At 57.9% G+C, this 12,227-nt stretch carries 11 protein-coding genes; 6 read left to right on the forward strand and 5 right to left on the reverse strand.

Going from position 1 to position 12,227, the window contains the following annotated elements:
- The 4 genes from serS to SO058_RS05520 all read left to right on the forward strand — a co-directional run bounded on the left by serS (position 1) and on the right by SO058_RS05520 (position 4,539).
- On the forward strand, positions 1–1,293 hold the full coding sequence (serS, locus tag SO058_RS05505; RefSeq protein ID WP_320841988.1) for a serine--tRNA ligase: 1,293 nt from the start codon (positions 1–3) through the stop codon (positions 1,291–1,293).
- A 15-nt stretch (positions 1,294–1,308) separates the two neighbouring features.
- Entirely contained in the window at positions 1,309–1,698 is a 390-nt protein-coding gene (locus SO058_RS05510; protein ID WP_320841989.1) for a thioesterase family protein, read from the forward strand.
- Between the two features lie 26 nt (positions 1,699–1,724).
- Positions 1,725–2,330, forward strand: coding sequence for a DNA-3-methyladenine glycosylase family protein (locus SO058_RS05515; RefSeq protein ID WP_320841990.1), 606 nt, complete (start codon positions 1,725–1,727; stop codon positions 2,328–2,330).
- A 97-nt stretch (positions 2,331–2,427) separates the two neighbouring features.
- The gene (locus SO058_RS05520) at positions 2,428–4,539 is read left to right on the forward strand and encodes a sensor domain-containing protein (protein ID WP_320841991.1); all 2,112 of its coding nucleotides are present in this window, start codon (positions 2,428–2,430) and stop codon (positions 4,537–4,539) included.
- A gap of 61 nt (positions 4,540–4,600) precedes the next feature.
- On the opposite strand, the gene SO058_RS05525 is transcribed toward SO058_RS05520, so the two are convergent.
- The 4 genes from SO058_RS05525 to SO058_RS05540 all read right to left on the reverse strand — a co-directional run bounded on the left by SO058_RS05525 (position 4,601) and on the right by SO058_RS05540 (position 8,362).
- The gene (locus SO058_RS05525) at positions 4,601–5,389 is read right to left on the reverse strand and encodes a TIM barrel protein (RefSeq protein WP_320841992.1); all 789 of its coding nucleotides are present in this window, start codon (positions 5,387–5,389) and stop codon (positions 4,601–4,603) included.
- 1 nt (position 5,390) lies between these two features.
- The gene (iolG, locus tag SO058_RS05530) at positions 5,391–6,398 is read right to left on the reverse strand and encodes an inositol 2-dehydrogenase (RefSeq protein ID WP_320841993.1); all 1,008 of its coding nucleotides are present in this window, start codon (positions 6,396–6,398) and stop codon (positions 5,391–5,393) included.
- Between the two features lie 206 nt (positions 6,399–6,604).
- On the reverse strand, positions 6,605–8,149 hold the full coding sequence (locus tag SO058_RS05535; RefSeq protein WP_320841994.1) for a response regulator: 1,545 nt from the start codon (positions 8,147–8,149) through the stop codon (positions 6,605–6,607).
- Positions 8,150–8,239: 90 nt separating this feature from the next.
- Entirely contained in the window at positions 8,240–8,362 is a 123-nt protein-coding gene (locus SO058_RS05540) for a hypothetical protein (protein ID WP_320841995.1), read from the reverse strand.
- A gap of 358 nt (positions 8,363–8,720) precedes the next feature.
- On the opposite strand from SO058_RS05540, the gene SO058_RS05545 reads away from it, so the two are divergent.
- The gene (locus SO058_RS05545; protein WP_442872234.1) at positions 8,721–9,197 is read left to right on the forward strand and encodes a DUF4366 domain-containing protein; all 477 of its coding nucleotides are present in this window, start codon (positions 8,721–8,723) and stop codon (positions 9,195–9,197) included.
- A gap of 49 nt (positions 9,198–9,246) precedes the next feature.
- On the opposite strand, the gene SO058_RS05550 is transcribed toward SO058_RS05545, so the two are convergent.
- Positions 9,247–9,933 carry a hypothetical protein gene (locus tag SO058_RS05550; RefSeq protein WP_320841996.1) on the reverse strand — a complete coding sequence of 229 codons (687 nt, stop codon included), beginning with the start codon at positions 9,931–9,933 and terminating at the stop codon, positions 9,247–9,249.
- A gap of 86 nt (positions 9,934–10,019) precedes the next feature.
- Between SO058_RS05550 and SO058_RS05555 the strand changes: the two genes are divergently transcribed.
- Positions 10,020–12,107 (forward strand): type IA DNA topoisomerase, encoded by a 2,088-nt coding sequence (locus SO058_RS05555; protein WP_320841997.1) that lies wholly within the window; start codon positions 10,020–10,022, stop codon positions 12,105–12,107.
- The last annotated feature ends 120 nt before the right edge of the window (positions 12,108–12,227 follow it).

The following is a 12,227-nucleotide window of genomic DNA, read 5'->3' on the forward strand; positions in this document are numbered from 1 at the left end:
ATGCTGGATATCAAATTTGTCCGCCAGAACCCGGACGCGGTCAAGGAAAACATCAAAAAGAAATTTCAGGACGATAAACTGGCGATGGTCGACGAGGTGCTCGACTTCGATCAAAAATACCGCACCGCCCGCACGCGCGCGGATGAATTGCGCGCGATGCGCAACCAGAAGTCCAAGCTGATCGGCGGACTGATGGCCAAGGGGCAGAAAGACGAAGCCGAGGCGGTCAAGGCCGAGGTCAAGGCGATGGCGGACGAGATGGAGCAGCTCGCCGAGGACGAAAAGGCTTATCAGGAAGAAGTCAGAAAGCGCATGATGGTCATTCCGAACATCATCGACCCGTCGGTGCCGATCGGTAAGGACGACAGCGAAAACGTTGAGCTGGAGCGCTTTGGTGAGCCGGTTACGCCTGATTTCGAGGTGCCTTACCATGTGGACATCATGGAATCGTTCGACGGCATCGATCTGGACGCCGCTCGCCGCACCTCGGGCAACGGCTTCTACTATCTCAAGGGCGATATCGCGCGCCTGCACTCGTCCATCCTGAGCTATGCGCGCGATTTTATGATCGGCCGCGGCTTTACCTATTACATCCCGCCGTTCATGATCCGTTCGGACGTGGTTTCGGGCGTTATGTCGTTTGCCGAGATGGAAAACATGATGTACAAGATTGAGGGCGAGGACCTATATCTGATCGGCACGTCAGAGCACTCGATGATTGGCAAGTTTATTGACACCATCAACGAGGAAGAGACGCTTCCGCAGACGCTGACCAGCTATTCGCCCTGCTTCCGCAAGGAGGTCGGCGCGCACGGCATCGAGGAGCGCGGCGTTTACCGCATCCACCAGTTTGAAAAGCAGGAAATGGTTGTCGTGTGCAAGCCGGAGGAAAGCCCCATGTGGTACGATAAACTGTGGCAGAACACGGTCGATTTCTTCCGCACGCTCGATATTCCGGTGCGCACGCTCGAGTGCTGCTCGGGCGACCTGGCAGACCTCAAGGTGAAATCATGCGATGTGGAGGCATGGAGCCCGCGCCAGCAAAAGTATTTTGAGGTCGGCTCGTGCTCCAACCTGGGCGACGCGCAGGCGCGCCGGCTGGGCATCCGCGTGCGTCCCAAGGAGGGGAAAGAGCTGTATTTTGCGCATACGCTCAATAACACGGTGGTCGCGCCGCCGCGTATGCTGATCGCGTTTTTGGAAAACAACCTGCAGGCCGACGGGTCGGTAAGCATCCCCGCGGCGCTGCGCCCGTATATGGGCGGGCAGGAAAAGCTCACGCCCAAGGCGTAAGGAGGAAAAGACATCATGCAAACCGGCATCAAAGGGGAAAAGACCTTCAAGGTAGAAAAATGCCAGCTCGCGAGCGAGGTGGGCAGCGGCCTGGTGGCCGTGTTCGCCACGCCCATGATGATCGCGGCCATTGAAAACACGGCGGCGGGCTCGGTCGCGCCTTATCTGGAAGAGGGCAAGACCACGGTCGGCACGCGGGTAAACGTCAGCCATGTAGCGGCCACGCCCGAGGGCATGGAGGTGCGCATCGAGACGACGCTTTCCGCGATCGCGCCGAACGGCAAAATGCTGACGTTCGAGGTGGCAGCGTATGACCAAGCCGGTCTCATTGGCGAGGGTACGCATGAGCGCGCCATCGTGGACAAGGCGCGCTTTGAGCAGAAGGCGCTGGCGAAAAAGGGCTGATGGTCTTTGCCTACGGCCCAGCCGAAATGAATTATCTCAAAGCGGTCGACCCCAAGCTGGGCGCGGTGATCGACCGCGTGGGCAAGCTCGAGCGCGAGGTCATGCCCGACCTGTTCGAGGCGCTTGTCAACTCGATCGCGGCGCAGCAGATCTCGGGCAAGGCGCTGGAAACGGTGTGGTGGCATATCCGCACCAAATTCCGCCCGCTCACGCCAGAAAACGTGCTCGCTCAGCCCGAAGCGCTGCTGCATAAGTGCGGCCTGTCGGCGCGAAAGGTGGGGTATATCCGCGCGGCGGCGGAGGAGATCGTCTCGGGCGCGCTCGATTTGGACGCGCTGCGGACGATGCCCGACAGCGAGGTGGTCAAACGGCTGACAAAGCTCCCCGGCGTCGGCCCGTGGACGGCGGAAATGCTGCTCATTTTCTCGCTCCAACGGCCGGACGTGCTGAGCTACGACGATTTCGGCATCCGCAAGGGGCTGCGCATGGTATACGGCCTGCCGTCGCTTTCGCGCGCGGAGTTTCAGAGTTACCGGGAGCGGTTCACGCCGTGCGGCACAGTCGCGGGGCTGTACCTATGGGCGGTCGCGGGGGGCGCGCTGCCAGAACTCACCGATCCGGAAAATAAATAAGAGGCGGCCCGCGGGCCGCCTCCTTGCTTGTTCTCGACAAATTTCAAAAATCGTGGTATAGTTATCACATTCGGGATTAAAAAAAGGGGGCAGGACAATGACCTATAATGAGATATCTGCCATGCTTGCGGATGAAAGCAGCGATATTGTCTACCTTTCAGATCCCGATACTTATGAGATTTATTATTTAAACCGCGCGGCGCTCGAGCGGTATCATTTTACCGACCCCAGCGAGTGGCTGGGCAAGCCGTGCTATCAAATTCTGCAAAGCCGGGAAGCCCCCTGCGAATTTTGCACAAACAAGCTGCTCAAAACAGAGAAATTTTATGTCTGGCAGCATTTTAACGAGCAGGTGGGCCGGCATTATCTGCTCAAAGATAAGCTAATCGAGCTGGACGGCCGCCCGCTTCGTATGGAGATCGCAACCGATACCACCGAAAGGGAGCTGGTCACCCAGCAACTCCGCCAGCGGCTGCTCGAGGAGGAGACGCTGATCGACTGCATCCAGACGCTTAATAGCTCGGCGGACGCGAAAACAGGCATCAACCGGCTGCTGGAGATCATCGCGGGTTACCATCAGGCCGAACGGGCTTATATTTTTGAGATCGACGCGGCGGCCAATGAGGTCAGCAATACCTATGAGTGGTGCCGCCCCGGCATACGCGAGGAGATCGATAATCTGCAAAAGCTCCCGCTTTCCTGCATGGACCGCTGGATCAAACAATTTCGGGAAAAAGGCGAGTTTTATATCACCTCGCTCAACGAGATGGTCCCGCCGAATACGAAGGAATATGAGATTCTGTTCGCACAGGATATTGAAAGCCTGATGGCCGCGCCGCTGGCAGACAACGGTGAAATCGTGGGCATTCTGGGTGTGGACAACCCCCACGCCAACACCGACAGCGTGACGCTGCTGCGCTCGGTCGCCTCGTTCGTTGTAAACGATATTGCCCGACGCAAAATGACCGAACGGCTGACCGATATGAGTTATACGGACAGCCTGACCGGCCTCGGCAACCGCCGCGCCTATATCGAGGAAATGGGGCGGCTGGAACAGGCGCCGCCACGGTCGCTGGGCGTGGTCTATCTGGACATCAACGGCCTCAAGCTCGCAAACGACACGCATGGCCACCGCTATGGCGACCACATCATCTGCCATGCGGCGAGCGTGCTGCGCGGTATCTTCCGGAAAAACTTATATAGGGTCGGCGGAGACGAATTTGTAGCGATCTGTGTGGATATAGACCGCGAACGGTTCGATAATATGGTGCGTGAGCTGCGGCTGCGCACGCAGGATGACGACGAGCTTAAAATATCGATCGGCGCCAACTGGCATGAGGATAAGGTCGATATCGCGCGTCAGATTGCGCATGCGGACAATCTGATGTACATTGATAAACAGAAATATTACGGTATGCGGCTGGACGGTATGGGGAAATACCATATGGAGCTTTCCAAAAAGCTGATGGCCGATATTGAAAAGGGGCGGTATGTGGTCTACCTCCAGCCCAAGGTATGCCTGAAAAGCGGCGCGCTTTGCGGCGCAGAGGCGCTCGTGCGCTACCAGAACGCACAGGGAGGCGTTGAGTTGCCGCGCACGTTTATTCCGCGCTTTGAAACCGAGGGCATCATCCGCCATATCGACCTATTCGTGCTCGACACCGTGTGCGCCGCGCTTGAAAAGTGGCAGAATGAGGGTGGGGGAATGCTGCCGGTTGCGGTCAACCTGTCGCGCGTGACGCTGCTTGAGTACGATATCGTGAGCAAGCTGGTGGAGGCGTGCGCGCGGCACGGGGTGCCGCCTGAAAACATTATCATCGAAGTCACCGAGAGCATCAACATGATGGAGCAGCAGGAGCTGCGCGAGCTGGTTATGCTGCTGTCGCAGGCGGGCTTCTTGATCTCGCTTGATGATTTCGGCTCAGAATACTCCAATCTGTCCATTCTGACGCAGCTCAAGTTTGATGAAATCAAGATCGACCGCAGCCTGATCGAGGATCTGGAGCACAATCCGAAATCGCGCGTCATCACGCAGCACACCATTCAGATGTGCCGCGAGCTCGATCTGCGCCGGTCGGTCGCTGAGGGCATCGAAACTGCTGCGCAGCGAAAACTTCTGGAGCAGTACGACTGCACGACCGGGCAGGGCTATTATTTCGATCCGCCCATGCCGATTGAGGAATTTGCAAAGAAATACATTGCCCGCTGATAAAAAAGTCCCCCGGTTTCAAAGAACCGGGGGACTTTTTTATGTGCTTTCTGGGGCGCGGTCAGGCGTTTTTCATGATGGCCTGCACCGCGGTTTTGGTATCTGTCAGCGGGAATAGCTCATAACCGACGCGGCCGGCATAGCCGCAAGCCTCCAGATGCGCGAGCACCTTTTTGTAGTTGATCTCGCCCGTGCCCGGCTCGTGGCGGCCGGGGGCGTCTGCCACGTGGATATGGCCGAACTGGTCGGCGTAATTCGAGATGGTGTCGCAGACGCAGCCCTCGTTGATCTGCATGTGGTACACGTCGTATAGCAGTTTGAGGCGGGGTGAGCCGATCAGGCGGCACATTTCCGCGCCCATTTGCGTGGTGGCGAGGAAGTTGCCCACGTGGTCGGTCGTGATGTTGAGCGCCTCGAGGTTAAGGTTCAGTTCTTCCTTTTCCGCCATTTCGGCGCACGCGAGCAGCGTGTCGTACATCGCGCACAGCTTGACCGTGTGCGAAAGGTCGTCATAATGGTTGACCACCACGCCGCCCTCGCCTAAAGCGTTGGAATGGATGGTCACGCTCGCCGCGCCGACCTTTTTCGCCGCCGCGACCGACTGCGCGAGATAGTCAAGGTATTTCTCCTTGTGCGCCGGGTCGACGAGCGAATAGTCCGCGTCGCCGTTGAAGCCTGAAATGGCGATACCGGCCTTTTCCGCAGCCGCACGGGTCGCGTCTAAATCGCGGATGCGCCAGTCCCAGAACTCGACGGCCTCAAAGCCGTCGTCTTTGGCCGCCTGGAAACGGTCGAGCCAGGGGAGTTCGGTGTACAGCGTGTCGATGCACGCGCATTTGCGAAGCGCCATGTTATTCCACCTCCGAAATCTTCACCGGGCGGCCTTCCTTGAGCGACTTGGTCGCGGCCGCCGCCATCAGCACCGGGTAGAGGCCGTCCTCGCCGGTCACCGGGGTTTCGGTATCGTTCGCCACCGCGTCCGCAAACGCCTGCATTTCGGAGACGAACGCGCCCGTGTAGCGATCCCACATCACCTTGTAGGCCGTGCCGTAGGTCGTGCCTTCCGCGGTGGATAGCACGGCGGTGTTCGGGATATCGTTCTCGTTCTGCGCGCAGCCCTCGCTGCCAAACACCTCGACGCGCTGGTCGTAGCCGTAAACCGCTTTCCGGCTGTTGTCGATCACGCCGATCGCGCCGTTTTCAAACTTGAGAGTAACGAGCGCGGTGTCTACGTCGCCCGCCTCGCCGATGCCGGGGTCGACCAGCACAGAGCCGACGGCGTGCACCTCGGTGACCTCGCTGCCCGCGAGAAAGCGCGCCATGTCGAAATCGTGGATCATCATATCGTAGAAAATGCCGCCGGATACCTTGACGTAAGAAACCGGGGGCGGCTCGGGGTCGCGTGAGGAGATTTTAATGATGTTCACCTTGCCGACCTTGCCCTGCCGCACCATGTCGTACACCGCGCGGTGGTTGTGGTCGAAGCGGCGGCAGAAGCCGATTTGCAGCTTAACGCCCGCATCCTTTGCCGCTTGGATCGCCTCGCGCACCTTGTTCAGGTCGTAGTCGATGGGTTTTTCGCAGAAAATGTGCTTCTTGGCCTTGGCCGCCTCAATGATGTACTTGGAGTGCGTGTCGGTCGACGAGCAGATGAGCACGGCCTCGATCTCGGGGTCGTTTAAGATGTCGTTTGCGTCCTTGGTAGTGTGCGGGATACCATACTGCTTTGCAAACGCCTCGGTCTCCGCGTTCATAAAGGGGTCTGCGATTGTCTTGATCTCCAGTCCAGGCACGAACATGGAGATGTTCTTGGCGTGCACCTTGCCGATGCGCCCCGCGCCGATGATGCCTACTTTCATAGTCTGTCTCTCCTGTCAGCATTTTTGGGGCGTGCGCCCCTCTTGTTGCCTTTATGATAGCAGGGAGCGCGGTGGCGGTGGTGTGCGCCTTTGTTTGGAAAACCTGTCTCTTTTCTACCCATTTATGAAAAAACAGACCCCTCCGTCCGCACGGCGCTTTGCCGTGCGGAAAACGGAAGTGTCTGTTTTTGCGCTTTGTATGTGTTTTATTGCGCCCGTTTGCCATTGCGCAGCTCCTTGCGGTACTGCGCGGGGCTGACGCCAAATTTCTTTTTAAAGGTTTTGCAGAAATGCGGATAATCCTGAAACCCGGCCTCGGCGGCGAGTTGCTTGATGGTTTGCAGGCTTTCGGCCAGCTCCTTCTGCACGTGCTCGAGGCGGCACCGCGTTAAAAATTCCGCGAACCCGATTCCCGCCTCGTGCTTAAACGCGCGGCTGAGGTACGCCGGGCTGAGGCCGACGTCGCGCGCCGCATGCCCCAGCCCGATTGGCTCGGCGTGGTGTGCGCGCACATACTGCATCGCCCGCGCAATAGACGGGCTGACCGGCGCGCCCCCGGGCGCAGACAGGATGCGCAGCCGGTCGAGGTACGCGCCAAGGCAGCCTTGGCAGGCCGCGAGCGAATGGAGCGACTCGTATTCCTGTTCGTCCCGCTGCACGCCCGCCTCGCTGTCGCACTGGCGCAGCCAGCTCACGAGCACGAGAGGCTGCGCGTCCGCCTGCCGGAACGCGCGCAGCGCCTTGGAGAACGCGTCCTCCAACGCCTGCGCGCCGCCCTGCCGCAGCAGCCCGGGAAGGTTTTCGGCAAACGCCGCAGCCTCGGCCGGCACGTGGGCGGACAGGCGTCGCTGCTCGTCGAAAAAGCAGATGGGGTCGCCGTAAAAGGTGTGATCAAGGGCTTCCCCGGCCTGCCGCAGCGCACGGGCGAGCGTGCCGCCGCCCTCGCACACCGCGCTCACGCCCACCCGGCACGGTTCCGCCGACACGGCGCGCACTGCGCCCAAAAGCGCCGCGCCCTGCTCACGCAGCAATGCGTATTGCTGCTGCGAGGAGGGGAGTTCGGAGAAATCATACAGCACCGCAATACGGCCGCGCCCCAGGTCGGCCAGTTCGCCGAGCCCGGCGGTGGTCAAGCGGGCGCAGATTTCATACAGCCCTGGGCCGCGGGGCGGGGTGGCGCTTTCCGCGGCGAGCACGAGCGCCGCACAGCGGTAATAGCGGTTTTTGAGGCCGGCGGCTTTGGTCTCGCGGTATTGCTCCTCCCAGCCCGTTTCGCGTTCAAATAGGCGTTCGAGCAGCTCGCGCCGCATCAGGCGGCTGCTTTTTTCCGCCATGCGGCGCAGGGCGGCGCGCTCCGCTTCGTCCGCGCGGCGTTTTTCCATCGCGGCGGTCACATGCGCAAGCGCCTCGCGCAGCGTCGCCTCCTCGAGACAGCTTTTGCGCAGGTAGTCGTCCGCGCCCGCGCGCATGGTCTCTTTCACGTGCGCAAAATCCTCATGGCGGCTGATGGCGAGCACGCCGCCCGAAAAACCGTCTTCCCGCAGGCGGGCGGCCAGCGCGGCGCCGTCCATGTCCGGCATTTCCACATCGGTCAGCACAAGGTCGGGCGCGTGCGCGCGGACAAGCGCGAGCGCCTGTGCGCCGCCTTCCGCCTCGCCCACGAGTGCGAAACCCTCCTGCTCCCACGGGTAAAACTCGCGCAGGAATTTGCGGACAAGCGAATCATCGTCCACAATCAGCAGCTTGTACATATGCCGCCCCCTTTCCCGCCCGGCCGGTGCATACGGCGGACGTCCTATGTCCAGTGTAAGGGGCGGCGCGCCGCCTGTCAATCCGAAATATCAGCGGCGGACGCCAGTTTTGGAGCGCAGGCCGGCAGCCAGCAGAAGCGCGCCGAGCGCCGTTATACCCAGCCTGCTGAGCAGGTATTTCCCGGGCGGTACGGGCGTGGCCGACGTGAGCATTTCGACGCGGCGCGCGCCCTCCCGGCATTGGCTCCAAAGGAAAAACGGCAAAAGCGAAGAAAGATAGCTGCCAAAGCTCCACGGGGAAAACGGCGCGGTGTGCGCGACGCCCAGAATGGTGACGGTATAGCATGCAATTTTGAAGTTGGTGTGAATTTCAATGAAAAAAGCCGGAGCAAGCCATAAAAGGCTTGCTCCGGCTTGGTGCGAGTGGCGATATAGAACTTCTCAAAAAACCCAGTAATATCAATGGTTTGCGAGGACAGCGAACAGCATTTATCTTGTATAACACCACCTTTTAGGGCGACTGTTTTAAGGAACAGCCGCCCTTTTTGTTGGGTTATGCGGCAATTTACCAATCACCGTCGTCACGAAGAACGGCAACTACTTCTATATCATCATCGACCGGGCGGAGGACGGCGAAAACACCGTCCATTATCTGAACCAGGTGGACGAGGCCGACCTTATGGCGCTGATGGAGGACGGGCAGGCGGATAAAGCGCCTGCCGTCTGCTCCTGTACGGAGAAATGCGCCGCAGGCAGCGTCAATACCGCCTGTGCGGTCTGCGCCGTGGTCATGAGCGAGTGCGCCGGGAAAGAAGCCGTTACCGAGCCGGAGCCCGAACCGGAGCCGGAGAAAAAGGGCGGCGGCGGACTTATGATCGTCCTGGTGCTGCTGATCCTGGGCGGCGGCGGAGCCTTTGCCTATATCAAGTTCTTCAAGCCGAAGCAAGGCGCGAAGGCCAGCTCCGATCCCGACGATTACGATTTTGAAGATGAAGAATACGAAAATGAGGATGTTCCCGAAGGGGAAGAACCGGAGAATATAGAATAGCCGCAGGAACAGGAAACCCAGCCATCCACGATGGGCGGCTGGGTTTCAATTACTTACCAATCCATCCGGTTATCATACCGTAAAACTGTTCCCATCCTATTATTATTGTTACAATCGAACTCACAAGCCCAATTATTGTGATGATGAAAGTAAGGGCTTTAACGAGCCAATTATATTGAAGTTTTCTCCCCGTTGCTTCCGTTATAAATCCACACCATAACAAAATGTTGGAGGGCAGCCAAAGTATCCAACGTATTCCATCTGCAAAACATGAAAAAGGGTTGAATAAGTGTCGACGTTCTTGTTCCCATAAATCGTTCAGTTGACCAACATGCCGTGTAAACATATCATCACAAGTCTGTGCAGATGACATGAATCTTTGTTGCATAACTGAATTGTCTTGCCAAAAAGAAAAATCGCGGATTTCAGGCAAGAAATTAAGTAGGGCTTGGTAATTGCTTACTTTTATTCCCTTTAGATTATCTATCATATCGATTAGTCCATCGGGACCCAATTCGCGTTGCATGCGTACAGCTTTTCCCGTTAATTCATTGTATAACGCATTATCAACCCGATAAGAAGATGTATATGTGTTGATTAAGTCAATAAACTTTTCTTGATAATCAACGCAAAAATCTATGCGTACTTTGTAGTTTTTAAGCTGTAGCAGTTTAAGCACAAAGCCAATGCCAATAAGCACAATAATAATTCCAATGACAATCAAACGTTCTATCAAATTATTCCCCCCTTTCAAAGGAACTATATATTTGCCCATTATTATACACCCAATCCACTACCAAAACAATTAAAAGGAGGAACCCAATGCAACTTGTGATCTGCGAAAAACCGAGCGTTGCGAAAAGCATTGCGTCGGCCCTGGGTGTTGCATCCAGGGCCGATGGCTTTTATGACGGAAACGGCTATCTCGTTTCCTGGTGTATCGGCCATTTGGTGGGGCTGGCGGATGCGGCCGCCTATGATGAAAAGCTCAAGAAATGGCGCTATGACGACCTCCCCATCCTGCCGGAGCCCTTCCGCTATGAAGTCGCCTCCGAAAAGGCGGCGCAGTTCCATATTCTTAAAAAGCTCATGGAGCGTCCCGATGTGTCGGAGCTGGTGAACGCCTGCGACGCCGGGCGTGAGGGCGAGCTTATCTTCCGGCTGGTCTACAATATGGCGGGCTGTAAAAAGCCCTTCTCCCGCCTGTGGATTTCTTCGATGGAGGACAGCGCCATCCGGGAGGGTTTTCAAAACCTCCGTCCCGGCAGCGAATATGAAGCCCTATATCAGTCGGCGCTGTGCCGCCAAAAGGCGGACTGGATCATCGGCATCAACGCCACCCGTCTTTTCTCCGTCCTCTATCACCGCACTTTGAATGTGGGGCGCGTGCAGACGCCCACCCTGGCAATGCTGGCGGAGCGCGACGCGAAGATCAGCCTGTTCAAGAAGGAGAAATACCATCATGTGCGGCTGGCGCTGGACGGCGCCGAAGCGGTTTCCGAGAAGATCACCGCCCAGGAGGACGCCGAAAAGCTGAAAGCGGCCTGTTCCGGCGCGGCGGCGGTCTGCGTTTCCGTCGCCCGTGAGAAAAAGAAGGAGAAGCCGCCCAAACTCTATGATCTCACCGCTTTGCAGCGGGAGGCAAACCGCATTTTCGGATACACGGCAAAGCAGGCGCTTGACTACGCCCAAACCCTATATGAAAAGAAGCTGCTGACCTATCCCCGGACGGACAGCCGCTATCTCACCTCCGACATGGCGGAAACGGCCTCCGTCGTCCTCCATCTGGCGGCGAAGGTGAAGCCCTTCGACGCCTGTTCGGATTTCTTCCCCGATGTGACGATCCTTGTTTCGGATAAGGATGTGTCCGACCATCACGCCATCATTCCCACGCCGGAGCTTGAAAAAGCGGATGTTACCGCCCTGCCTGTGGGCGAGCGGAATATCCTTCTGCTGGTGTGCTGCAAGCTGCTGTGCGCGGCGGCGGAGCCCTATGTATATGAGGCGGTGACGGCGGCCTTCGACTGCGGCGGCCATCCCTTCACGGCGAAGGGCAGGCGTGTACTGTCCGAGGGCTGGCGTGAGACCGACCGGCTTTTCCGTTCTGCCCTGAAGGAGAAGCCGGAAGATGAAGAAAGCGGCGGCACGCTGCCCGACTTCACGGAGGGGCAGGCCTTTGAGAATGTCCCCGTTACCGTGACGGAACACTTCACGGCGCCCCCAAAGGTATTTACGGAAGATACCCTTCTGGCAGCCATGGAGAGCGCAGGAAAAGAGGATATGCCGGAGGACGCGGAGCGGCGAGGGCTTGGAACCCCGGCGACCAGGGCGTCCATCATCGAAAAGCTAGTATCCGGCGGTTTCGTGGAGCGCAAAGGCAGAAGCATGATCTCCACAAAGGACGGCGTCAACCTGATTACGGTGCTCCCCGAAGCCCTGACTTCTCCCATGCTCACGGCGGAGTGGGAGCAGAAATTGAACGAGATCGCCAAAGGCGGCGCTGACCCCGCCGCTTTCATGGCAGGCATTGAGGGCATGGCGGCGGAGCTGGTAAAGACCTATTCCCATATCTCCGAGGAAGGGCAAAAGCTGTTTGCCCCGGAAAAGGAGGTGATCGGCGTCTGTCCCCGCTGCGGCAAGCCGGTATATGAGGGCAGGAAAAACTTTCCCTGTTCTGACCACTCCTGCGGTTTCGTTCTCTGGAAGAACGACCGCTTTTGGACTTCCCGCCGCAAGGAGCTGACAAAGAAGATGGCGGCGGACCTGCTGAAAAAGGGGCGCACCTCTGTTAAGGGGATGTGGTCCGAAAAGAAGGGTTCGGTCTATGACGCCGCCGTGATCCTGAACGACACGGGCGGCAAGTATATCAATTTCAAAATGGAGTTTCCCAAAAGAAAGATTAACTATTAGAAGTCAACCCCAAAAATGAAGGATGGTGGTAAAAAGTCAGATGGCTCGAAAAAGGTATAGCAAAGCAGAGGTCCGGCAGGACCTCAGATGGCTATTAAGGGGGATCAGGCTGCGGGGCAG

The organism is Agathobaculum sp., assembly GCF_034098985.1.
Taxonomy (GTDB): Bacteria; Bacillota; Clostridia; order Oscillospirales; family Butyricicoccaceae; genus Agathobaculum.